Source organism: Shewanella psychrophila (genome assembly GCF_002005305.1).
GTDB lineage: Bacteria > Pseudomonadota > Gammaproteobacteria > Enterobacterales > Shewanellaceae > Shewanella > Shewanella psychrophila.
Genome location: NZ_CP014782.1, coordinates 6313428 through 6339111 on the forward strand (window position 1 = coordinate 6313428; position 25684 = coordinate 6339111).

The window sequence follows — 25684 nt, forward strand, 5'->3', positions numbered from 1 at the left end:
TTAAACTTATCGCTTAAAACTTATCACTTACAGCTAAAATAATTGGTCTAACTTAAATCAAATGCTATGTATTCTTTCGAAGTAACAACCATTTGCTACTCTATTTTATAAGAGTAAACCCATCTGGGTTGTATGGTTAAGCCTCACGAGTCATTAGTACAGGTTAGCTCAACGCCTCACAACGCTTACACACCCTGCCTATCAACGTCCTAGTCTCGAACGGCTCTTTAGAGGAATTAAATTCCTAGGGATGACTCATCTTAGGACTCGCTTCCCGCTTAGATGCTTTCAGCGGTTATCGATTCCGAACGTAGCTACCGGGCAATGCTATTGGCATAACAACCCGAACACCAGCGGTTCGTCCACTCCGGTCCTCTCGTACTAGGAGCAGCTTCCTTCAATCATCCAACGCCCACGGCAGATAGGGACCGAACTGTCTCACGACGTTCTGAACCCAGCTCGCGTACCACTTTAAATGGCGAACAGCCATACCCTTGGGACCGACTTCAGCCCCAGGATGTGATGAGCCGACATCGAGGTGCCAAACACCGCCGTCGATATGAACTCTTGGGCGGTATCAGCCTGTTATCCCCGGCGTACCTTTTATCCGTTGAGCGATGGCCCTTCCATACAGAACCACCGGATCACTATGACCTACTTTCGTACCTGCTCGACGTGTATGTCTCGCAGTTAAGCTGGCTTATGCCATTGCACTAACCGTACGATGTCCGACCGTACTTAGCCAACCTTCGTGCTCCTCCGTTACTCTTTGGGAGGAGACCGCCCCAGTCAAACTACCCACCAGGCACTGTCCTCAACCCCGATTCAGGGGCCAGAGTTAGAACATCAAAACTACAAGGGTGGTATTTCAAGGTTGACTCCATCAGAACTAGCGTCCCAACTTCAAAGTCTCCCACCTATCCTACACATGTAGGTTCAATGTTCAGTGCCAAGCTATAGTAAAGGTGCACGGGGTCTTTCCGTCTAGCCGCGGGTATACGGCATCTTCACCGCAATTTCAACTTCACTGAGTCTCGGCTGGAGACAGCGTGGCCATCATTACGCCATTCGTGCAGGTCGGAACTTACCCGACAAGGAATTTCGCTACCTTAGGACCGTTATAGTTACGGCCGCCGTTTACCGGGGCTTCGATCATGAGCTTCTCCGAAGATAACCCAATCAATTAACCTTCCGGCACCGGGCAGGCGTCATACCGTATACTTCCTCTTGCGAGTTTGCACAGTACTGTGTTTTTGATAAACAGTTGCAGCCACCTGGTATCTGCGACTGCCAGCAGCTTAAGGAGCAAGTCCCATCACCGCCGGCAGCGTACCTTCTCCCGAAGTTACGGTACCATTTTGCCTAGTTCCTTCAGCCGAGTTCTCTCAAGCGCCTTGGTATTCTCTACCCAACCACCTGTGTCGGTTTGGGGTACGATTCCTACTAACCTGAAGCTTAGAAGATTTTCCTGGAAGCATGGCATCAACTACTTCAACCCCTTAGGGTCTCGTCATCAGTCCTCAGTCTTGCAATTTAATGCGTATTCCCGGATTTGCCTAAGAATACAACCTACAACCTTAAACGCGGACAACCAACGCCGCGCTAGCCTAGCCTTCTCCGTCTCTCCATCGCAGTTAGCAGAAGTACAGGAATATTAACCTGTTTCCCATCGATTACGCCTTTCGGCCTCACCTTAGGGGTCGACTTACCCTGCCCTGATTAACATTGGACAGGAAACCTTGGTCTTTCGGCGAGGGAGTTTTTCACTCCCTTTATCGTTACTCATGTCAGCATTCGCACTTCTGATACCTCCAGCGTGGGTTACCCCTTCGCCTTCAACGGCTTACAGAACGCTCCTCTACCGCACTAGTGCAAGCACTAGTACCCATAGCTTCGGTGTATTGCTTAGCCCCGTTAAATCTTCCGCGCAGGCCGACTCGACTAGTGAGCTATTACGCTTTCTTTAAAAGATGGCTGCTTCTAAGCCAACTTCCTAGCTGTCTAAGCCTTCCCACATCGTTTCCCACTTAGCAATAACTTTGGGACCTTAGCTGATGGTCTGGGTTGTTTCCCTTTTCACGACGGACGTTAGCACCCGCCGTGTGTCTCCCGAGTAGTACTCATTGGTATTCGGAGTTTGCAAAGGGTTGGTAAGTCGGGATGACCCCCTAGCCTTAACAGTGCTCTACCCCCAATGGTATTCGCTCGAGGCGCTACCTAAATAGCTTTCGAGGAGAACCAGATATCTCCCGGTTTGATTGGCCTTTCACCCCCATCCACAAGTCATCCGCTCATTTTTCAACATAAGTCGGTTCGGTCCTCCAGTTGATGTTACTCAACCTTCAACCTGCCCATGGATAGATCACCGGGTTTCGGGTCTACACCTTGCAACTAAACGCGCAGTTAACACTCGGTTTCCCTACGGCTCCGCTATTCGCTTAACCTCGCTACAAAATGTAAGTCGCTGACCCATTATACAAAAGGTACGCAGTCACGGTCTCAAGAACCGCTCCCACTGCTTGTACGTATACGGTTTCAGGTTCTATTTCACTCCCCTCACAGGGGTTCTTTTCGCCTTTCCCTCACGGTACTGGTTCACTATCGGTCAGTCAGGAGTATTTAGCCTTGGAGGATGGTCCCCCCATGTTCAGACAAGATGTCACGTGTCCCGTCCTACTCGTTTTCATCTATAGTTAGTTTTCATGTACGGGGCTATCACCCTGTGCCGCTGAGCTTTCCAACTCATTCCACTAACACCCTATAGACTTAAGGGCTAATCCCCGTTCGCTCGCCGCTACTAGGGGAATCTCGGTTGATTTCTTTTCCTCCGGGTACTTAGATGTTTCAGTTCCCCGGGTTTGCCTCACATACCTATGTATTCAGTATGTGATACTCACTTATGTGAGTGGGTTTCCCCATTCGGACATCGTTAGCTCAAATGCTTGTTACTAGCTCGCCAACGCTTTTCGCAAGTTACTACGTCCTTCATCGCCTCTGACTGCCAAGGCATCCACCGTATACGCTTAGTCACTTAACCATACAACCCACATAAGTTTGAAACTCATATAAATTACATTGCAACTAATGGTGTTTACTTTCGCCAAAAGAATACTCATGACTCAATCGTTAAAGACCTTTTCTTACAAGAATCTCTAATGAATGAGTCGGCACTTGATTTAAGTGTTTGAGAACTCAATTATTTATTTTTCGCGCTAATGCTATTAACTACTGTAATCGTTATTTCTTACGAAATATCTTTCACAATAGTCCCTTTCACATTAACACTATCAGCTTTCCAAATTTTTAAAGAACGCTAAATCTCGCTTGGAGAATTAGTTTGCTCTAACAAGAACAAGTTATCTGTGTAGACACTCAGCGCACTTTACATGCTCAGAGTTGAGTTAGTCGTATAGGTAAGGAGGTGATCCAGCCCCAGGTTCCCCTAGGGCTACCTTGTTACGACTTCACCCCAGTCATGAACCACACCGTGGTAAACGCCCTCCCCGAAAGGTTAAGCTATCTACTTCTGGTGCAGCCCACTCCCATGGTGTGACGGGCGGTGTGTACAAGGCCCGGGAACGTATTCACCGTAGCATTCTGATCTACGATTACTAGCGATTCCGACTTCACGGAGTCGAGTTGCAGACTCCGATCCGGACTACGACCGGCTTTGTGGGATTAGCTTGACCTCGCGGCTTTGCGACCCTCTGTACCGACCATTGTAGCACGTGTGTAGCCCTACTCGTAAGGGCCATGATGACTTGACGTCGTCCCCACCTTCCTCCGGTTTATCACCGGCAGTCTCCCTAAAGTTCCCACCATTACGTGCTGGCAAATAAGGATAAGGGTTGCGCTCGTTGCGGGACTTAACCCAACATTTCACAACACGAGCTGACGACAGCCATGCAGCACCTGTCTCACAGTTCCCGAAGGCACCAATCCATCTCTGGAAAGTTCTGTGGATGTCAAGAGTAGGTAAGGTTCTTCGCGTTGCATCGAATTAAACCACATGCTCCACCGCTTGTGCGGGCCCCCGTCAATTCATTTGAGTTTTAACCTTGCGGCCGTACTCCCCAGGCGGTCTACTTAATGCGTTAGCTTGAGAACCCAGTGTTCAAGACACCAAATTCCGAGTAGACATCGTTTACGGCGTGGACTACCAGGGTATCTAATCCTGTTTGCTCCCCACGCTTTCGTACCTGAGCGTCAGTCTTTGTCCAGGGGGCCGCCTTCGCCACCGGTATTCCTTCAGATCTCTACGCATTTCACCGCTACACCTGAAATTCTACCCCCCTCTACAAGACTCTAGTTTGCCAGTTCAAAATGCAATTCCCAGGTTGAGCCCGGGGCTTTCACATCTTGCTTAACAAACCGCCTGCGTACGCTTTACGCCCAGTAATTCCGATTAACGCTTGCACCCCTCGTATTACCGCGGCTGCTGGCACGAAGTTAGCCGGTGCTTCTTCTGCGAGTAACGTCACAGATAGCAGTTATTAACTACTACCCTTTCCTCCTCGCTGAAAGTGCTTTACAACCCGAAGGCCTTCTTCACACACGCGGCATGGCTGCATCAGGCTTTCGCCCATTGTGCAATATTCCCCACTGCTGCCTCCCGTAGGAGTCTGGACCGTGTCTCAGTTCCAGTGTGGCTGATCATCCTCTCAGACCAGCTAGGGATCGTTGCCTTGGTAAGCCATTACCTTACCAACTAGCTAATCCCACCTAGGTACATCCAATCGCGAAAGGCCCGAAGGTCCCCTCCTTTCCCCCGTAGGGCGTATGCGGTATTAGCAGTCGTTTCCAACTGTTATCCCCCTCGACTGGGCAGTTCCCTAGGCATTACTCACCCGTCCGCCGCTCGACAGCAAAGTAGCAAGCTACTTCCTGTTTCCGCTCGACTTGCATGTGTTAGGCCTGCCGCCAGCGTTCAATCTGAGCCATGATCAAACTCTTCAATTAAAGTTTTTTGATGCACTTCCTTTCGAAAATGACATCGGCTCAATGAATTATACTGTTTAATGAATCTTGCGATTCATAAGTTTACATATTGCTATGGTCACTCCAGTTACTCTTAAAAAGAGCTTCATCGAGTTAAATTTTTGATTACCGACATTCCGAAGAACAGAAGGTAATTTCGAATAACTCAACACCTGTGAGTGCCCACACAGATTTCTTGTTTTGAATTGTTAAAGAGCGTTGCTAACATGAAGAGCGAATCTTTCAGCAGCAGCCTTGACGCTAGGTCGTTGGCTTGAGGAGGCGTATTCTACACTCTCCGAGGTTGGCGTCAAGGGCTTTTAAAAATTAAATTTTCAAGCGCTTACTTGTTGCCCTGACTGGGTTTCAGCTTCTGTTTAAGAAGACTTGTTTGCCGTGTCAGTGGATGCGCATTATAGGCATGTCAGTCCAGAGCGCAAGGGCTAATCTTAAGAAAGTTAACTAATAACTACTGAGTGGATGTTTAACGGGCGATAAGCTTATTTAAGCGACATATATGTACTTTAAAAGGACTATATAAACGAAAAAGGAGCCTTAGCTCCTTTAATGTATTCTTTACTCGCTATTGATTTAGCCAATAGCGAGCGGTGTTTATACTATTGACGAATGCTATTGGCTAAAGAAGCGGGATTCCTGTGTTGCTTCTATTAATTCATTGTCTGCAGTATTCATTGTCGTAACCTTGAATTTAATTTTGATCATGGGACGTGAAAGTTCGATAGGGTCGACTGCAACACTGACCGGCAAGTTTAACACTTCACCTGCTGCCACTTTGACTTGTTGTGGACCAAACCATTGATACTCAGGTAAACCTTCCACCGACAATTTATATTCGTGAGCCTGTTCGGTTTTATTGAGGACCTTTATGGTAAAGGTGTTCTCAATCAAACCGTCATTGTTGACTCTAAATAGCTGATTTCGATCTCGTATGATATCGCACCTTACAGGTGCAATAGTGGCACTTGCATAGACAAAGACCAATATCATCGCCGTTAACATCACCCCATAGCCGACTAATTTGGGCCTAAGGACCTTCTCTTTAATACCGTCGAGCTTATTCTCTGTGGTATATGAGATTAAGCCTTTGTTATATCCCATTCTATCCATGGTGTTGTCACATGCATCGATACAGGCACCACAGTTAATACATTCATATTGCAGACCATTCCTGATGTCGATTCCAGTGGGACAAACCTGAACACACAAATCACAATCGATACAGTCACCCAAACCAAGCTCTTTGGGATCAGCCTTACGGGATCTAGGACCCCGAGTCTCGCCTCTTTTAGTATCATAACCAACTATAAAGGTGTTCTTATCAAACATCACAGCCTGGAAACGAGCATAGGGACATATATGAATACACATGATCTCTCGCATCCAGCCAGCATTACCATAGGTAGCTAAGGTAAAGAGTACCACCCAGAAATAGATGCCTCCGGTCGCATTTAAGGTAAAGACCTCTATATATACCTCTCTACTGGGAACAAAGTAGGAGACGAAGGTCATTGCCGTTAGCAAGGACATCGCTATCCACGCCGTATGCTTAGCTGTCTTACGCCACAATTTATTAAAATTCCAGGGCAACTGATCTAACTTCATTCGCTTATTTCTCGCCCCCTCCAACTTCTCTTCGAACCAGATGAAGATGAAGGTCCAAACCGTCTGAGGGCAAGTGTACCCACACCAAACCCGACCAAGATAAGTCGTTACGAAGAAGAGTCCGAATGCGGCTATGGTAAATAGTGCAGCTAAGAGTGTCAGATCTTGCGGCCAAATGGTGAGTCCGAAAATATGAAACTTCTGTTCAGCCAAGTTAAACCACACCGCCTGACGGTTTCCCCATGGGATCCAAGGAAGTATGAGGAAAAATGACATAGTAACCCAACCTAGTCTTCTCCTGAGTTTAGTCCACAGGCCGTTGATAGCTCTAACGTAAATTCTATTGCGAGGGTTAAATCGATCTGCTTTACTAGCATCCGGTTGGTGGATTTTAATCCGCTTAGCCTTAGAATAATCCTTATTATTAGACTCAATGCTCATCTTTGTAACCTTACCGCTTTAATCTTGCACGAAAATTAGCTTATTATACCTCTATAGTACATCTAATAAACAAAGTTGGATTTAAAAATGAGAGGCTGGATAATATTAGGGTTAGGAGCTGGTGTACTGTATTACCTGGCAACTGAAACCAATAAGCTAGATGAGCCTATGGCACAAACAGATGCTCTTCTGCTGAAGATAGAGCGTAAGCTAGATGCCATGAGAGGCACTAAGATCATCAGAGTGGATAATAAGACATCTCAACTTAAGAAAGAGATATCCCAACGCATGTCTACCGGGGAACTAGGCGCACTCGATGATATATTGGAATCGGAATACAGTGTACAAACGTTTAAGGATGAATATTGTAGCGGCTCAGCACCAAGACACGAGAGCCTAAGCCGAGATAACCTGCAATATATCTGCGACAAACTCAGGTAACTCCTATCAAATAATCTTAGTCGCCTTATTTACGATCCTGGATTCAATCGGCATTTATCCCAGCCTAGGATTGACCTAGGTTCTGTTTCCGCCTAGCCTTTGGACACAAATGCCATTTAGGTATAACGTTAAAAAGGCTAGAGCAATGACCCAGCAGGTTTCAGACATATTTGATCCCACTCTGTGGGAACAGGTTTCCGGATTCGATTTCGAAGATATTACTTACCATAGAGCTAAAGATCAGGGAACGGTACGTGTTGCTATCAACCGTCCTGAGTGCCGAAACTCTTTCAGACCTAAAACTGTTGATGAACTCTACACTGCTCTGGATCATGCTAGGCAATGGTCAGATGTAGGCTGTGTCTTACTTACAGGCAATGGTCCCTCGGCTAAAGATGGAGGTTGGGCTTTCTGTGCAGGCGGCGATCAGCGCATTCGTGGTAAAGACGGCTACAAATATGAAGGTGCCGAAGGCGGTAAACCAGATCCCGCACGTATGGGTCGTCTGCACATACTCGAAGTTCAACGCTTAATCCGCTTTATGCCTAAGGTGGTTATTGCAGTCGTCCCAGGTTGGGCCGTAGGAGGCGGCCATAGTCTACATGTCGTTTGTGATCTGACTCTGGCTTCGAAGGAACATGCCATCTTTAAACAGACTGACCCAGATGTAGGAAGTTTCGATTCAGGTTATGGCAGTGCCTACTTAGCGAAGATGATAGGTCAGAAACGTGCCCGAGAAATCTTCTTCCTTGGTTTTAACTACAGCGCCGATGAAGCTTTCGACATGGGCATGGTCAACCGCTCTATCCCTCATGCAGATCTTGAAATTGAAGCGCTAAATTGGGCAAAAGAGATCAACTCTAAATCACCAACGGCGATGCGCATGCTGAAATATGGCTTCAATATGGCCGATGACGGCCTGGTTGGTCAGCAGCTCTTTGCTGGAGAGGCCACACGTTTAGCCTATGGAACCGAAGAAGCGAAAGAAGGAAGAGATGCCTTCCTGGAGAAGCGCGATCAAGACTTCAGTAAATTCCCCTGGCACTACTAACACCTCTATATTCTGAACGTAAGTAATACTAAGCCATCAATAACGATGGCTTTATGATTTTCCTGGCTAGAGAATCATCCCGCATATAGACAAAACAAGCGTCAAGGTCAAATTCTAATCGGTTAATGTAATTAAACTCATCTAGTGAACCCTCTTTACCCTGAAGATAGTAATGATTATCATTTAATTAAATCTTATAGAGAGGCTTTCACCATGACTAAAACACTCACCTTTGCCCTATTACATTTCACTGTCGCATTTACTGTGACCTATCTACTAACTGGCAGTGTAATAATAGGCGGAGCCGTTGCTCTAGTAGAGCCAGCTATTAATACGGTTGTTTTCTACTTCCATGAAAAAGTATGGAAGAGAATAGAGAGCCAACAAGAAAACTTGCTCGTAAGCTAGATTACTGGCTTTGAGTAAGTCTAGAGCCGACTATTAACTCATTTTAGTCAGCTAACGACTGGTCATGCTGATGCCAAATGTAACCAACGCCACCAACAGATAGCTGACAAGCTGCTGTCATAAAAGCTTCACAAAAAATTTATCAATTAGCAGCTAAATAGACTTGTTAACAAATGCCACAACCAAACTTAAAATAAGCTTAACCCAGTATAAGTACCACGAGTAACATACCTATATATAGTCTCATAATTTGATCCAAGCTCCCGTAGCTACTAAATCATGGACTCATATCTAACCTTAATAATTCTCCGTATAAAAATCTGTACAAACAGAGTAAAACCTACAAACCAGTAACAAAAAACGATCAAGCCTATTGTTCACTTCATCATGATTCCTCCCCTTCGAAAACACTGTAACTTAACTGTCATATAAGTCTGTCTTAATGCGCTTGCTTCCAGTGAGGAAGTCCTAATTTGAACTTGTATGACAATTTAATAAGAGTGGAACTTGTGATGAAAAAAGTTATTGGTTTATTAGCCGCTGTTAGCTTATTGACAGCACCACTTGCTCAGGCAAGTACTGTGACGGTATCGGGTTCGACCTCTGTTGCACATGTAATGGAAGTTCTCGCCGAGAACTACCAAAAAATAGCGAGCAAGAACGTTGAAGTACAGAGCACAGGCTCTTCTGCTGGCATCCGTGCAGCCAAAGATGGCACCAGCATGATAGGAATGTCATCTCGTAATGTTAAGCAGAGTGAATTGAACTCAGATACTAAAGAAATCGTCATAGCAAGAGACGGTATTGCTGCGGCTGTCAACAATGCCAATCCGGTACAAAACCTAACTCAAGAACAGATCTCGCAGATCTACCGTGGTGAGATTAACAACTGGAGTGAAGTTGGCGGCGAAGCTAAACCAATTGTCGTTGTCACTCGTGAAAATGGATCTGGCACTCGTGGCGCTTTCGAAGAGATAATGAAACTTCAACGTACAGTTAACGGCCATAAAGTCACAGCAATCTCGCCTAGGGCTCAAGTAGGTAATGGTAATGGCATGATAAAGACAATTGTAGCCAACAACCCTTACGCCATAGGCTACATATCATTGGGTAGCGTAGATGACTCCCTTCGTGCAGTAGATGTAAACGGTATTGCCGCAACAGATACCAATATCGCCGCTGGTGATTATCAAATTGCTCGTCCATTCATAGTGTTAATGGACAAGAATGCACATATCAATGCTCAGGACTTCATTAGCTACATACTGTCTGAAGATGGACAGAGCATAGTTGCCGAAGAAGGATATATCCGAGTTCAGTAATAAGTAGATTAAGAAACAGAGGAGCCTAGCTCCTCTTTATTGCTTAAATTCTTTATTTTTAATACCTATCTCACAAATAAACTAAACAAGTGCTCCCGAGGCAAAGTGATGAATACAGCAAGTAAAGTCCGTACCACAGGACTAGAGCTCGCTCCTGCAAAAACATTTGATTGGAAGGAACGATTCTTCCATCTACTCTTTCTTGCTTGCGCTATGGTTGGAGTGATTTCAGTCGCGACCATAGGTTGGTTTGTCTTTCAAGAAGGATTACCCGCCTTTAAAGAAGCTGGCGTATTAAATCTTGTGCTTGGGAAAGAGTGGCTACCACCAGCCTTATACGGCATATTCCCCATGATAATCGCCACGCTTATCTCTACGGCAGGCGCGGTAATCATAGGTGTTCCTATTGCAATTCTTACGGCTGTTTTTCTCGCCGAGCTTGCCCCAAGATGGCTGGCCAATATAGTAAGACCAGCGGTGGAGCTACTTGCAGGTATTCCATCGGTCGTTTATGGTTTTTTTGGTCTGGTCATCATAGTACCAGCCATAGAGACACTGTTTAATATTCCGGCTGGTAATACGATTCTAGCTGGGATCATAGTACTGGCAATAATGATTCTGCCTACGGTTATCACCATTTCAGAAACTTCATTACGGGCACTACCTAGTGTTTATAAAGAAGGAGCGCTGGCATTAGGTGCTTCCCATATCTACAGCATATTCAAAGTACTTATCCCAGCCGCCCGCAGTGGTATCTTTACCGGCGTGGCTCTGGGTATTGCCCGTGCAATCGGCGAGACCATGGCCATTATCATGGTCATGGGTAATGCTCCCGCTATGCCGGGTTCCCTGCTTGAACCAGCAAGAACCTTGACTGCTAACATAGCCATGGAGATGTCTTATGCCACAGGTATTCATTCGAGTGCTCTCTACTCTACTGGCATAGTGCTCTTGGTGTTTATCGTGTTACTCAACGCAAGCTTGCTATACCTGAACCGTAAGAGGAGCTACTAATGCTTCAAGATAAGCGTTTTTTCAACAGAGATGTTCAAGACAAGCTATTACTCGCCGCTATTTGGGGCGCAGCAGCTATCACTATTCTGTTTCTACTCTGGGTCGTGTGGCATATTCTTAGTAATGGTCTGACTCATGTTAGCTGGGAATTTATCACCAGTTCCTACACCCGCATAGGTGAAGCTTCTGGGATATGGGCCATGATAGTCTCGACTGTTTACATGGTGGGCTTATCACTGGCGATAGCGGCACCTATCGGCATAATGACCGCCATCTACCTCACCGAATATGCCAAACCTGGTAGTAAAATAGTCAAGACTATTCGCTTCTGTACCGAATCTTTAGCGGGTATCCCCTCTATCGTATACGGCCTATTTGGCATGACTTTCTTCGTTACCACCTTAGGCTTAGGTTTCTCAATACTAGCAGGCTCACTTACCTTAGCGATGTTGATACTCCCTGTACTTATTCGTACTACAGAAGAAGCACTACTCGCAGTACCTATGAGTTACCGTGAAGGGGGCTACGCCTTAGGTAGCTCAAAAATCTACACCATATGGCGCCTGATATTACCTAGTGCCATGCCGGGAATCGTCACCTCTGTGATATTGAGCATAGGTCGTGTCATAGGCGAGTCGGCGCCGGTTTTCTTAACCGCAGGCATGGTGACTCAAATACCTGAGTCAGTGTTAGATTCTGGCCGCACTTTGACCGTACACTTATATAAACTGACCCAAGAACTCTTTACTCAACATGAATGGGATCAGGCATATGCAACCGCAACAGTCTTGATTGTACTCGTTCTAATTTTAAACCTGGCAACCAAGTTTATTGCCACGCGTATTAATAAAGCATCTTAATGAAGGCCTGTAACATGAATAAATTAGAAGTGAGTAATCTCAACCTTTTCTATGGCGATAACCACGCACTGAAAGATATCTCATTGAAGATCCCATCACGTCAAGTGACGGCACTTATTGGACCTTCAGGTTGCGGCAAGTCGACGCTACTCAGAACCCTGAACCGCATGAACGATCTGGTTGAAGGGGTAAAGATCACTGGCGACGTTAAATTTGATGGAGAAAACATCTATGCGGATGTCGATGTGAAACAGCTTAGAATGCGTGTCGGCATGGTATTTCAAAAGCCAAACCCTTTCCCCATGAGTATTTATGAAAATGTCGCCTTTGGTTTAAAAGCACAAGGGGTCAAAGATAAAAGTAAGTTAGATGCTGTGGTTGAAGAGTCATTGCGAAGCGCCGCACTGTGGGACGAAGTTAAAGACCGCCTGGACTCTGCCGCATTTGGCCTATCGGGCGGGCAGCAGCAACGTCTTTGTATTGCCAGGGCTATCTCGATGCAGCCAGAAGTGATCTTAATGGATGAACCCACCAGTGCACTGGACCCTATTGCCACTCACAAGATTGAGGAGCTGATGGATGAACTGCGTAAAAAGTTCACTATTGTTATCGTGACTCACTCTATGAATCAAGCGAAGCGAATTTCAGATAAGACAGCCTTCTTCTGGATGGGCGAGCTGGTTGAACACGGTGAAACCTCTCAAGTATTTAATCAACCGAGCGACAAACGTACTCAAGGCTATGTCAGTGGTGAGTTCGGCTAATTGAGTTTTAATCGACTTAAACAAAAACCGCCATTTAGGCGGTTTTTAACGGCTTAAAACTGAGAATTACTGCACCAAGGTTAACAAGGGTGTCTGTGTTACCAATTGAAAATCCAAAGCCATGGTCACACTCAAGGCGGTAATGGTTACGATGGAAAAACCAAACACCTGACGTGCCCAGCTCTGCAGATTGATGCCATGGCGATAACCTCTCAATGCCATAGCTAGCCACCACAAGCTGGTAGCACAGGTAACCGCCATAAAGGCGATCCCCGTATAACCTGCCAATGGCAGCAAGGCACTGACTAAGGCAAATACCGCAATATAGAGCACAATATGCAATTTTGCCTTAGTGATCCCTTCCGCCACTGGTAACACAGGAATATTGGCGGCGGCATAATCATTGAAGCGAAAAATGGCAATGGCATAGGAGTGTGGCATCTGCCATAGGCTAAACATCAGCAGTAAAATGGCGGCTCCCGCATCCATCTCACCTCTGACGGCGCAATAACCAACAACCGGCGGCACGGCACCAGAGAAGCTACCTACTAAGGTGCCATATACGGAATGACGCTTCATATACAGGCTATAAACACCCACGTAGACCAGGTAACCAATGGCGGCAAACAGAACCGCCAAGCTATTGGTAAATATCCCCAACAAACTAAAACCGATGATACCTAAGCTTATGCCATAAATCATCACGGCACGCACTGATAGCTCCCCGGTCACAGTGACTCGATTACGGGTTCGCTTCATCTTGGCATCGATGTCACGATCGATACAATTATTGATCGAACACCCCGAGGCTACCACCAAGGACAAGCCAATCATGGTTGTAAACATCAAGGTCAAATCCACATTGCCCTTAGCGGCTAACAAGAAGCCACCAGCGACAGAAATCAGATTCCCCATGATAATGCCAGGCTTAGTGACCTGAACATAAGCTTGTAGACGTGACTTCAATTTTGCAGACATACTCAAACCTTGACTATTCATGATTGTTTCCCTACATCATCAAAGCGTTAGCTGCGTAGATGATCCACACAGATAAGCCCACGACCATGACAATAATCAGGGCGGTGAACAGAAATGAGAATGTATTGATCTTGCCTTCTTTAGAGAAGTCCAAGTGCAAGAAGTACTTTAAATGCACCACTATCTGCACTATGGCCATCACTAGCACTAAACCTAAGGTGAGAGGTTTCTCGAAGTGATGTGTCATGACCGCCCAAAATGGAATGCCAGTTAAGATAATCGACAGTACAAAGCCAACGAGATAAGACTTAACGCTAGCCATGAAATCATCTGAAGTAAGGCTTTCACTTGTATGTGTTTGACTCATCACAGCATCCCCAATAAATAAACCACGGTAAAGACACAGATCCAAACCACATCCAGGAAGTGCCAGAACAAGCTTAAGCAGCCCAAACGTGTGATGCTGCGATTATTTAAACCTGACTTAATGACTTCAAACATCATGATCGCCATCCAGATAAGTCCGGCTGTCACATGCAAACCATGCATGCCAACTAAGGCGAAGAAAGCTGACAGAAATGCACTACGCTGAGGTCCATTACCCTGCTCGATCAGATGATGGAACTCATAGACTTCCATGGAGATAAACGCGCAACCTAAGGCAAAAGTGATCAACAACCAGATCAAGGTTGCAGCCCTCTTCTGATGTTTAGCGCAAATTAAAGCGAAACCAAAAGTAATACTACTGATCAGAAGTGCAGCGGTTTCGATTGCGACGAAGTTTAATTCGAAAATATCTTTACCGGAAACACCACCGTCGGTATTCATATAGAGCACGGCATAGGTCGCGAAAACCGAGGCAAACAAGATGCAATCGGTCATCAGATAAATCCAGAAACCTAATAGCGTGTTACCACTGGTATCATGATGTTCGTCATGATGCTCATCAGCCTGTACAACTTCTATATCTGCTCGGATAGCAATACTCATGTCAGCCCCCTTGCAACCTTATCTAAGTGCGCATTTTCAATTCTGGCAATTTCATCAGGTTGAACGTAATAATCATGGTCATTGCTATAAGCACGGAACAAGAACACCACGAAGGCACTCAGCATTCCGGCGATAGCCAACCAAAGAATATGCCAAATAGCAGCAAAACCTGCGGCGGTAATACCTAAGGCCATCAAGATACCGCTAGAGGTATTTTTAGGCATATGAATTGGCTGATAACTTTCATGTCGCTGATAAGCCTCACCCTTCTCCTTCATGTCGGTAAAGCTGTCTATATCAGACACCTGAGGGTCCTTAGCAAAGTTATAGAATTGAGGCGGTGATGACGTTGACCACTCTAATGTATGGCCATTCCATGGATCGCCTGTGGTATCCATGTTTTGCTCACGATCACGGAAACTCACATACAGTTGTACAAACTGCAATATGATGCCGATGAAGATGATAAAGGCGCCCACAGCTGCAAAATAGATCCAGAAATTCCAAGCAGGATTATCTGTGTGACTGATACGACGAGTCATGCCCATGAAACCAAGCACATACAGAGGCATAAAGGCGGCGTAGAAACCTATCTGCCAACACCAGAATGATGCCTTGCCTAAGCGCTCATTAAGCTTGAAGCCCATGGCTTTCGGGAACCAATAAGCGAAGCCCGCAAAGTAACCAAATACCGCACCACCTATGATGGTGTTATGGAAGTGAGCGATTAAGAACAAGCTGTTATGCAATACATAATCGGCACCCGGCAAGGCCAACAAGACTCCAGTCATACCACCTATGGTGAAAGTCGTCATAAAGCCTAATGTCCACAACACAGGCACTGTCAATCGCAAACGCCCGCGATAGATAGTAAACAACCAGTTAAATAACTTAACCCCGGTTGGCACAGCAATGACCATGGTCATCACACCAAAGAAGGCGTTAACGTTAGCACTCGACCCCATGGTAAAGAAGTGATGCAACCAAACGATAAAACCTAAGATGGAGATGGCTCCACTGGCCCAAACCATAGATTTATAGCCAAATAAGCGCTTAGAAGTGAACGTCGATATCACCTCAGAGAAGATACCGAAGGCAGGTAAAATCAGAATATAGACTTCCGGATGACCCCAAGCCCAAAACAGGTTGATATACATCATGGCGTTACCGCCACCATCATTGGTAAAGAAGTGGAAGCCCAGATAACGATCTAAGGTCAGCATGCCCAACACAGCGGTTAAGATTGGGAACGATGCCACAATCAGAATGTTGGCCCAGGTACAGGTCCAAGTGAAGATAGGCATCTGCATCAACTTCATACCAGGCGCACGCATCTTGAGCACAGTGGCAATAAAGTTAACCCCCGTTAAGGTCGTTCCTATGCCGGATATCTGCAAGGCCCAAATATAGTAATCGACTCCAACTCCGGGACTGAACGACAGCTCAGACAATGGCGGATAAGCCACCCAACCTGTCTTAGCAAACTCCCCTAAGCCCAATGAGAGATTGATCAACAAGGCACCCGATGCGGTGAGCCAGAAGCTTAAGTTGTTCAGGAATGGGAAGGCTACATCCCGGGCACCAATCTGCAATGGCAACACTATGTTCATCAGGCCTATCATAAATGGCATAGCCATAAAGATAATCATGATGATGCCGTGAGCCGTGAAGATTTGGTCATAGTGCTCAGGCGGCAAGTAACCAGCGGCACCATTGGTAGCAAGTGCTTGTTGTGTACGCATCATGATCGCATCAGAGAAGCCACGGATCAGCATCACAAATGCCAACACTATATACATGATCCCTAAGCGTTTATGATCGACGGAGGTGAACCAGTCGTTCCATAATACGCCCCACTTTTTATATTTGGTGATCAAAGCCAGAAGGAGCACCCCAATCACAGCGACGACCGCTAGGGTCACCATTATGATAGGTTCGTCATATGGAATTGATTCTAAAGTTAAATTACCGAAAAAAGACATGATTACTCCGCCCCCTCATGTTTAGAGGTTGAATGTCCAGATTGATGTGACATGTCCATATCCATATCGTGATGCATATACTGCATAACGATATGTTTAAACATACCCTTGCTCACAGAGCCGTAATATTCGACAGGATTATTCTCACTTGGCTTAGCGAGTTGCTGATAACTTTGAGGGTCGAGTCTCTTTCCCTGCTGTTTAAGCTTGGCTACCCAGGCGTCGAAGTCTTTTGCTGTCGGCGTCGCGATAGCTTTAAATTGCATACCAGCAAATCCAGCACCGCTATAGTTAGCCGAGATGCCATCGAAGGTACCCGGTTCATTAGCAATCAGATGCAACTGAGTCGCCATGCCTGCCATAGAGTAAATTTGACTACCTAACTGAGGAATGAAAAATGAATTCATTGCCGTATCGGAGGTGATTTTAAAATTAACCGGCACATTGGCAGGAAAAGCCACCTCATTAACCGAGGCTACGCCCAGTTCTGGATAGATAAACAGCCATTTCCAATTGAGAGAAACGACTTCAACCGTGATAGGTGTTGCCTCATGCTCTAATGGCTTGTAAGGATCCAGATCGTGTGTAGAGGTCCAGGTAATGACACCCAGTATAATCACGATAATAATCGGCACGATCCAGACAACGATTTCAATCGTTTTCGAGTGCGCCCATTTTGGAGCATAAATTTCGTGATCGCGACCATCCCTATATTTCCATGCAAAATATAACGTCATGAAAATAACCGGGATAACGACAATCAGCATCAAGAGGGTTGCCACAATAATGAGATGTTTCTCATCTATGCCTATTTGTCCCTTGGGATCCAGCACACCGCCTTCACAACCAGCCAGCATAAACGTCAATGCAGCCAGTGCAGCCTTACTTAAATTTCTAATTAACAAAGGAAGATTCCTCTAACCTTAATGGTTTACGGCGTAATCCATAGATGATGGGTAGCCGTACAGTTGTGGCCTAACGCAGATAAAACAGACTGGTGATCCATAAAGAGTCCAACCTAAGCCGGCTCAAATCAACAATTCAAAGATCTGTTTAAATTAGCGAATAGCTAAATTTTGAACGAGAAAGATAAGATTATGCGGGAGGGGCACGGCAGCCGTGTGCCGTATGCTCAATGGAGCTGAATTCAAGAGAAGATAATACAGGGAAGCAGTTACTTAAACCTAAGCTATTGAGATATTTGAAAATAAGGTGGATTAAGCGCCACAGGATTTCAATGACTAAAGGGTTAATCAAGAGGCTAAAAAGACTCACACCCAGACATTCAGCAAACAAGCCATCACTCAGAGCCACCAATTCACCGATATCAACATAGCCACCAACAGACACAGATAAACCGTCAGACAGAGACAGCAAAAACACTGACCCTAGAAATAGAGTTAAGTTTGTCTTACCTAAATTGGTAAAGCTTGCTACAGAGCTCAACTTTTCAATAAGGAATTGGAAAACAGTTAATTTCAATGAACGTGTCCGGCTGGGCTTAAAATAGTTAAGTTGATCGAATAAAAAATATTCAGAGCGTGATATAGCGCGGAGAATAACAAAAAGAGGCTATCGAATGAAAGCAAATACCCCTGATAAAGTGGACTTAATATTAAATAAACCTTAATTAACACCTAACAAGCACAGGTTTAGATCAAATTTAACCAAATAAAAACAACTTCAACTCTCAAAATAAGAAAAACCGTGACGATACACATACATTAAAACTAACTAAAGGTGAGCACAAGCACCTTCCGTTAACGCCGCTTAGCTGAATAATCTAGCCATTAATAAAGCAAAAAACCGCCATTTTGGCGGTTTTTTATGACTCAACAGAAGACTTATTCAACCGTCACTGATTTAGCTAAGTTACGTGGCGGATCAACGTCGGTACCTTTAATTAAAGCAACATGATATGACAATTGCTGCATCGAAATGGTGTACATTCAGTGTGATCAATGTGCGCCATAAGCAATGACGCACAAATGGGTCTACTCAACCGTCACTGATTTAGCTAAGTTACGTGGCTGATCAACGTCGGTACCTTTAATCAAAGCTACATGATATGACAATAATTGCATTGGGATGGTGTAAATAAGTGCAGCCATAAACTCATCACAATGAGGCACTGGAATCACCTTCATGGTGTCATCAGATTTAAATTCGGCGTCCACATCGGCAAATACATACATCAGACCGCCACGAGCACGTACCTCTTCCACGTTAGATTTAAGCTTCTCAAGTAACTCATTGTTCGGCGCGACGACAATAACAGGCATATCGGCATCGATAAGCGCTAATGGACCATGTTTCAATTCACCCGATGCATAGGCTTCTGCGTGAATATAGGAAATCTCTTTAAGCTTGAGTGCCCCTTCCATGGCGATGGGGTACTGATCGCCGCGGCCAAGAAAGAGTGCATGATGCTTGTCGGCAAAGTCTTCAGCAAGCTCGGCAATGGCATCATCTAACCCTAGTGCTTGCTCAACTTTTGCAGGCATAGACTGTAGACTCTGAGTGATCTTGGCCTGTAGTTCTGCACTCATGCCGTTATGACGACCGATAACCGCCGTCAGCATTAGCAGGCCGGCTAGCTGAACCGTAAAGGCCTTAGTCGAAGCAACACCAATCTCAGCGCCGGCTTTCATCATGTAAGCCATATCAGATTCACGTACCAGTGACGAACCCGGAGAGTTACATATGGTCATAGTTGCTTTGTAGCCCATCTCTTTAGCCAGACGCAGCGCAGCTAAGGTATCGGCTGTTTCACCAGACTGAGAGATAGTCACTAACAAGCTATTAGGGAACATGTGCGACTTGCGATAACGAAACTCGGAAGCAATTTCCACGTTACATGAAACACCTGCCCAATCTTCTAACCAGTAACGTGCCGCCATACCCGCATGATAGCTAGTACCACAAGCGATGATCTGTACATGTTTAATATCTTTCAGAAACTCAGACGCGTTCTCACCAAAGGCACTGTCTAACACTTGGCCTGCGGCTATGCGTCCTTCTAGTGTATGTGCAATGGCGCGTGGCTGCTCATAGATCTCTTTAAGCATGTAATGACGATACTCACCTTTATCACCGGCATCGTGAGTCACTTCTGACTCTTTTACTTCACGTTCAACGGCGTTACCGTCCACATCATAAATATCAACGCTACGGCGAGTGACTTCGGCAACATCACCCTCTTCAAGAAAAGAGAAAGAACGGGTAACAGGCAGTAGTGCCAGCTGATCCGAGGCGACAAAGTTCTCACCTAGGCCATAACCAATCACTAATGGGCTACCTGAGCGAGCGACTATCATGCGATCCCTGTCGCGACGATCGATAACTACAGTGCCATAGGCACCTTCCAGCTGTTTAACTGTCGCCTGAACCGCTGATAATAAGCTATCGTTAGATTTAAGCTCATGATGAACCAGATGACAGATAACTTCGGTATCAGTGTCAGACGCAAAACTATAGCCTAAGCCTTTTAGCATTTCACGTAGCTTGTTATGGTTCTCGATAATGCCGTTATGAACAACCGCAATATCACCTTCGGATTGATGTGGGTGAGCGTTACGCTCACTGGGCTCACCGTGTGTAGCCCAACGAGTGTGGGCAATCCCGGTTCCACCACTTAAAGGGGCGGCGTCCAGTGCACTGGATAGCTCCTGAACCTTACCCACACGACGAGTACTCGTTAGCTCAGCGTTATTAATAACGGCAACACCAGCCGAATCATAGCCGCGATATTCCAGACGACGTAAACCTTCTACCAGTATTTCAGCCACATCTCTTTGCGCTACCGCGCCAACAATTCCGCACATATTGATACCTAAATTTTTAAATAAATTGAAAGTTAAAATCGAAATTTTTAATTAGTTTGAATAAGGCGCCACGATCACACGTATGCCTTGTTCGGAAATTTTTTCTGCCGCCTCATCGGGCAACTTGTCATCTGTGACGATAACGCTGATATCACCCCAGGGCAGTTCCAGATTAGGTATACGTCTACCTATCTTGTCCGATTCCAGCATAACGATGACTTCACGGGACACTTCGGCCATCACCTTACTAAGCCCAGTGAGCTCATTGAAAGTGGTGGTACCACGTTCGATATCTATGCCATCGGCACCGATAAACAGTTGGTCGAAGTTATAGGAACGCAATACCTGCTCAGCAACTTGGCCCTGAAAAGACTCAGAATGGGGATCCCAAGTACCGCCCGTCATCAAGAGCGTCGGCTCGTGCTCTAGCTCATGAATAGCACTAGCAAGCTGCAAGGCATTGGTCATCACCACCAAACCACGTTTATGACTCAACTCTTGAACTAGACCCGACGTAGTGCTGCCGCTATCTATGATGATGCGATTGTGGTCTTTTATCAGTCTCGCAGCGGCCTTGGCAATATTCTGCTTATTAGCAGAAATAGCTTCGGTGACAACTTGGGTCATCTCTCGAGGAACAGAAACCGCACCACCATAACGACGCAGTAGCAGGCCTGTTTTTTCTAATGCTGTTAGGTCTTTACGTATGGTGACTTCTGATGTTTCGAAACGTAATGCCAACTCATCGACACTCACCTCACCATCCTCATTTAAGAGACTGATTATGGTATGACGTCGTTGCTGAGTATTACGTTTGGTCATTGAAGTTTCACTTATGTTTCGTTTCGAAAGCGGAATTATATTCAAACGAAACTATTTTGCAAATTTATTAATCAGATTATAGACAAATAAATTGATTATACTTTCTTCATTATTGGTGGAAGGACATTTAATAAAGGGCACAGCAGAAATGAAAAAGGCAGCCAGTTGGCTGCCTTTGTAAAAATCTAAAGTATGCGTTTACGTGAGACTTAGAACTTAGCTTCTAACGCTAAACCAAGGTGACGTCCTTCACCTACCGTCACATCGGTAGTTGTACCACCCGCCAAATAATCGGTATCGAATAGGTTCTTCACATTCAGACGAACGCTGACATCACTCCCCATCACATCCATGGTGTATGCCGCGCCCATATCGAAACGTACGTAACCATCTTTAGTCACTGTATTGCTTGTATTAGCGAAACGCTCACCCACATAGATGGCACCGAAGTTGAGTGCCAGCGCATCCGTCATCTCGTAACGAGTCCAGACATTAGCCGACCACTCAGGTGCATCAACAGGCGTCATACCATTAAGCGAGTCACTTTCGGGGCGTACATACTCAGCATTTAGGTACATCATTGAGGCTGTCATAAACCAGTTATCACTGACCTGACCCTGAGCCCCCATCTCAAAACCTTTATGACGCTGCTCACCGCTTTGCGTGGTGATCTTTTCATGGTCAACTGTTGGCACTTCCAAATCTTCAGTGACTGTGACATTGGAGACTGTGATATCGAATACGGCACCGGTTAATAGTAGGCTACCGTCAAACAGCTCCCATTTAGTGCCGATCTCATACTGCTCGCCATATTCAGGTTCCAGATTCATCTTGTCATTCACATCTTTATCGTTATTGACACTACCCTGCGGGGTGAAACTCTTAGAGTAGTTGACATAGATGCTACCGTTAGCCGCAGGCGAATAGATAACACCAAACTTAGGTGAGACAGCGTAACTGTTGTTACCTTCACCCTCTTTCTTCTGCTCGTCATAACGCACACCGGCCAATACCTGCCAACTATCGTTAATGGTGATCAAGTCCTGAATATAGAAACCATAATGCTTATAGTCACTCTCATATTTTCCATCAGGATCATTGTTGTAGTCGAGATCTGGCCTAGGGATAGGCTGACCAGGCATAACAGGCTGTTTCTTATCACCTGACTCTTTCAACTGCCCATAATAATAATCCAACATATTAGCGCCGAGCAGGAACTGATGGTCTAGCCCGCCAGTCGAGAAATTACCAATAAAATCGACATAGCCCGTCTTGTGCTGCCAATCATCGTAACGATCGAATGGGCTAACAGTGTAACCGTCGGTAAATGGATCTTCTGAACCACTTATTAATGACGGTGAAGAGTCCAGGCGCTGGCGATTAAACTGCTGATCGTTATAACCCGCCTTTACCTTCCAATCATCACTGATGTGGTAGGTGATATCGGCGCCCATATTAGTAATAGTATTATCGGTAAACGCCCATGGCTGATCCCAGATGATGTCTTCTCCGCCGATCAAATCACCGCTGCTATCTAACCAACCACCACGGTCGATGCCTGTCTTATCTTGGGTATGATCGTATTTAAGTGAGAGTAATAGATCGTCGGTAATATCAAATTCTAGGTTCAGGTAACCTAACCAGCGATCACGCTCTTGGTTACTGCCGTCCTGATATTCGCGCCAATATTTAGTGTCTTGCTTAACCAGCACAGTGCGGTAACGAATCGTCTCGGCTTCATTGATAGCACCGCCAGCATCTAGTTGAAAACGGGTAGAACCATGTTCATCGGTATCGAAACCAAGGTCAAAAATAGTCTCAGTAGTAGGCTTCTTAGTCACCATATTGATCAAGCCACCAGGACCAGATTGGCCATACAACATACTAGAAGGGCCTTTAAGCACTTCTACCTGCTGCAGAGTTTCTATCGGCTGTACGTAGTGAGACCACTGCTGCTGACCATTGATCAAGTAGCCAGAACCAGAAGAAAGCTCAAAACCACGAATACTGAATACCTGACGGTTCCATTTCTCAGAGCCACCAGTCACACTGGAATCATTGACTAATACTTCAGAAAGGTTAGTAGCCAGCTGCTCATCGATAACGAAATCAGGAATAACCGTAACAGATTGTGGCGTATCCATAAGACTAATGTCGCCGCGCATAGCACCTGAAGCACTGCCAACCTTGTAGTCATTAAAGCTGCGACCCGTTACCGAGATACGCTCGATATTTGCGGTAGAAACTGCTTCAGCCTTTGCCTCTTCTGCGCTTTTATCTTCAGCAAGAACAGGAAAAACAGCAAGGGCAGAGACAACTGCAATGCTAAGTGGTGAGACTTTAAATGAACGAGAAACTAATGACACAGCCAACCCCAATATCGATATAAAACGAAAGTTGGCAGCAATATAAATGAGAATTATTTTTATTTAAGTTTCTTTACGGAAATTTACATTTGACTGTGATCTAGTGCTAAGTTACTAGGTAAATACGCTTATTTACGAAATGATTTTCATAGCTACAACAAATACCTCAAACTCAATAATAAGTTTCCCCCAAAAGCCAAAAACAAAAAAAGCGACCTGTTAACGTCGCTTTTAAATTATTTACTTCAAGCTTATAGCCTACTTAGGCTTTTTAATCGGTCTTGCCCAACCGCTGAGATGACGTTGTTTAACTCGGGTTATCACGAGTTCGTTCTCCGCTACATCACGGGTTATAGTAGAACCTGCGCCTAAGGTGGCACCTTTACCTATGGTCACAGGAGCCACAAGCTGAGTATCACTACCGACAAACACATTATCTTCGATAACAGTGAGATGCTTGTTAGCACCATCATAGTTACAGGTAATAGTACCGGCGCCTATATTCACCCCAGCACCTATTTGTGCATCACCGATATAGGCTAGATGGCCCGCCTTAGAACCCTCGCCTAATACGGCCTTCTTTATCTCAACGAAGTTACCTATGTGGGCATCCGTTTTCAATTCAGCTCCTGGACGAAGACGAGCAAAAGGTCCTGCACTGGCTTTAACACCGACTTTAGCATTCTCAACGATAGAGTAAGGCTTGATCTCGGCATTATCGCTAATCTCACAATCGATAAGAATGGCGCCAGCACCGATAGTCACATTATTACCTATGGTGACTTTACCCTGAATGATGACATTAATGTCGATCATCACATCCATACCAACAGATACATCACCACGGATGTCGATACGTGCAGGATCTCTTAAATTTGCACCTTCGAGCATCAATTTCTCGGCAGCACGAGCTTGATAAGCACGCTCAAGTTGCGCCAGCTGTACTCGGTTGTTGGCACCTTCAACTTCAACAGCCGACTCAGGCTGAGCCGTTGTAATAGCCACACCGTCTTTATTTGCCATGGCGACGATATCTGTCAGGTAGTATTCGCCTTGAGCATTATCTGATGATAACTGGCAGAGCCAGGCTTTAAGTTGCTTACCAGGGGCTGCCATAATACCTGTGTTAATCTCATTAATCCCAAGCTGCTCTGCATTGGCGTCTTTCTGCTCTATGATGCCGACTACCTTGCCTTCCTCGCGTACTATACGGCCATAACCTGTTGGATTAGGCAGATTAACGGTAAGAATCGCCAGACCATTATCGAGACGGGCAGAAAGCAGAGCATCGAGTGTAGATGCTTGAATAAGGGGCACATCACCGTAAAGAATAAGCACGGTATCGTCATCATTGATATTTGGATTAGCCTGAGCCACCGCATGGCCAGTGCCCAGCTGTTCAGCCTGAAGCACCCAATTAAGCTGCTGCTCACCTAAGACACTCTGTAGCTTATTCGCACCGTAGCCATACACTAACTGAATCGTATCACTGCCCGCCTGATGAGCGGTATCGATCACATGCTGTACCATGCTCTTATGGGCAATAGGGTGTAAGACTTTAGGAAGATCTGAGCGCATGCGGGTTCCCTTGCCTGCGGCCAAAATCACTACGTTTAGTGCCATGGAGTTATCCTTGAGCTAATGCTTATCAAAATAATAAAGAAAATGGGGGTAAATTTTGTGGGGCTGATTTTAACGGAAAAACGGGGGAAAAGCGAAGAAGAAGGTTATTGCTAATTGATGCTTATAAGAAATTTATTGGAGCTTGGGATCCAGTAATAAGATAACAGTTTTATATATAAGCTTCATGCATTCCTAAGG

General features: G+C 45.5%; 18 protein-coding genes and 2 rRNA genes. 7 read left to right on the top strand and 13 right to left on the bottom strand.

The genetic code is table 11. The features are described from left to right. Window positions 1-132: 132 nt before the first annotated feature. The 3 genes from sps_RS27735 to ccoG all read right to left on the bottom strand — a co-directional run bounded on the left by sps_RS27735 (window position 133) and on the right by ccoG (window position 7041). Window positions 133-3037: ribosomal RNA gene (locus sps_RS27735) — 23S ribosomal RNA — on the bottom strand. A 377-nt stretch (window positions 3038-3414) separates the two neighbouring features. After that, a 16S ribosomal RNA gene (locus tag sps_RS27740) occupies window positions 3415-4959 on the bottom strand. The 16S and 23S rRNA genes sit together here, the layout of an rRNA operon. Before the next feature lie 648 nt (window positions 4960-5607). Then, window positions 5608-7041, bottom strand: a complete 1434-nt coding sequence (ccoG, locus tag sps_RS27745; RefSeq protein ID WP_077755464.1) for a cytochrome c oxidase accessory protein CcoG — start codon at window positions 7039-7041, stop codon at window positions 5608-5610. Between the two features lie 87 nt (window positions 7042-7128). Here ccoG and sps_RS27750 point away from each other — a divergent pair, with 87 nt between their 5' ends. The 7 genes from sps_RS27750 to pstB all read left to right on the top strand — a co-directional run bounded on the left by sps_RS27750 (window position 7129) and on the right by pstB (window position 12901). Next, window positions 7129-7482, top strand: a complete 354-nt coding sequence (locus tag sps_RS27750; protein WP_077755465.1) for a hypothetical protein — start codon at window positions 7129-7131, stop codon at window positions 7480-7482. Window positions 7483-7627: 145 nt separating this feature from the next. Continuing rightward, entirely contained in the window at window positions 7628-8533 is a 906-nt protein-coding gene (locus sps_RS27755; RefSeq protein ID WP_077755466.1) for a 1,4-dihydroxy-2-naphthoyl-CoA synthase, read from the top strand. A gap of 213 nt (window positions 8534-8746) precedes the next feature. Further along, window positions 8747-8941: a DUF2061 domain-containing protein gene (locus sps_RS27760; RefSeq protein WP_077755467.1), complete on the top strand. Its 195-nt coding sequence runs from the start codon at window positions 8747-8749 to the stop codon at window positions 8939-8941. 512 nt (window positions 8942-9453) lie between these two features. Beyond that, a complete protein-coding gene (locus tag sps_RS27765; RefSeq protein ID WP_077755468.1) occupies window positions 9454-10263 on the top strand; it encodes a phosphate ABC transporter substrate-binding protein in 810 nt (269 codons plus the stop codon). Window positions 10264-10371: 108 nt separating this feature from the next. Continuing rightward, complete coding sequence (gene pstC, locus sps_RS27770; protein ID WP_077755469.1) at window positions 10372-11277, top strand: phosphate ABC transporter permease subunit PstC; 906 nt, start codon at window positions 10372-10374, stop codon at window positions 11275-11277. Further along, the gene (pstA, locus tag sps_RS27775; RefSeq protein ID WP_077755470.1) at window positions 11277-12137 is read left to right on the top strand and encodes a phosphate ABC transporter permease PstA; all 861 of its coding nucleotides are present in this window, start codon (window positions 11277-11279) and stop codon (window positions 12135-12137) included. The genes pstC and pstA overlap by 1 nt, the downstream gene beginning before the upstream one ends. Window positions 12138-12151: 14 nt before the next feature. Then, complete coding sequence (pstB, locus tag sps_RS27780; protein WP_077755895.1) at window positions 12152-12901, top strand: phosphate ABC transporter ATP-binding protein PstB; 750 nt, start codon at window positions 12152-12154, stop codon at window positions 12899-12901. Between the two features lie 66 nt (window positions 12902-12967). Here the strand turns inward: pstB and cyoE are convergent, their stop codons facing one another. From cyoE to glmU, 10 genes are all read right to left on the bottom strand, one after another. Then, a complete protein-coding gene (gene cyoE / locus sps_RS27785) occupies window positions 12968-13900 on the bottom strand; it encodes a heme o synthase (RefSeq protein WP_077755471.1) in 933 nt (310 codons plus the stop codon). A 10-nt stretch (window positions 13901-13910) separates the two neighbouring features. Further along, on the bottom strand, window positions 13911-14246 hold the full coding sequence (gene cyoD, locus sps_RS27790; protein WP_418346699.1) for a cytochrome o ubiquinol oxidase subunit IV: 336 nt from the start codon (window positions 14244-14246) through the stop codon (window positions 13911-13913). After that, window positions 14246-14869: a cytochrome o ubiquinol oxidase subunit III gene (gene cyoC, locus sps_RS27795; RefSeq protein WP_077755473.1), complete on the bottom strand. Its 624-nt coding sequence runs from the start codon at window positions 14867-14869 to the stop codon at window positions 14246-14248. Before cyoC ends, cyoD begins: the two co-directional genes overlap by 1 nt. Further along, window positions 14866-16851 carry a cytochrome o ubiquinol oxidase subunit I gene (cyoB, locus tag sps_RS27800; RefSeq protein ID WP_077755474.1) on the bottom strand — a complete coding sequence of 662 codons (1986 nt, stop codon included), beginning with the start codon at window positions 16849-16851 and terminating at the stop codon, window positions 14866-14868. Before cyoB ends, cyoC begins: the two co-directional genes overlap by 4 nt. A 2-nt stretch (window positions 16852-16853) precedes the next feature. Then, window positions 16854-17756 (bottom strand): ubiquinol oxidase subunit II, encoded by a 903-nt coding sequence (gene cyoA, locus sps_RS27805; RefSeq protein ID WP_077755475.1) that lies wholly within the window; start codon window positions 17754-17756, stop codon window positions 16854-16856. 190 nt (window positions 17757-17946) lie between these two features. Next, a complete protein-coding gene (locus tag sps_RS27810) occupies window positions 17947-18333 on the bottom strand; it encodes a hypothetical protein (RefSeq protein ID WP_077755476.1) in 387 nt (128 codons plus the stop codon). A 512-nt stretch (window positions 18334-18845) separates the two neighbouring features. Then, window positions 18846-20675 (bottom strand): glutamine--fructose-6-phosphate transaminase (isomerizing), encoded by a 1830-nt coding sequence (glmS, locus tag sps_RS27815; protein WP_077755477.1) that lies wholly within the window; start codon window positions 20673-20675, stop codon window positions 18846-18848. A gap of 51 nt (window positions 20676-20726) precedes the next feature. Beyond that, a complete protein-coding gene (locus tag sps_RS27820) occupies window positions 20727-21497 on the bottom strand; it encodes a DeoR/GlpR family DNA-binding transcription regulator (RefSeq protein WP_077755478.1) in 771 nt (256 codons plus the stop codon). Window positions 21498-21706: 209 nt separating this feature from the next. Next, window positions 21707-23863, bottom strand: a complete 2157-nt coding sequence (locus sps_RS27825; protein WP_077755479.1) for a TonB-dependent siderophore receptor — start codon at window positions 23861-23863, stop codon at window positions 21707-21709. Window positions 23864-24121: 258 nt separating this feature from the next. Next, the gene (gene glmU, locus sps_RS27830; RefSeq protein WP_077755480.1) at window positions 24122-25486 is read right to left on the bottom strand and encodes a bifunctional UDP-N-acetylglucosamine diphosphorylase/glucosamine-1-phosphate N-acetyltransferase GlmU; all 1365 of its coding nucleotides are present in this window, start codon (window positions 25484-25486) and stop codon (window positions 24122-24124) included. Window positions 25487-25684: the final 198 nt, after the last annotated feature.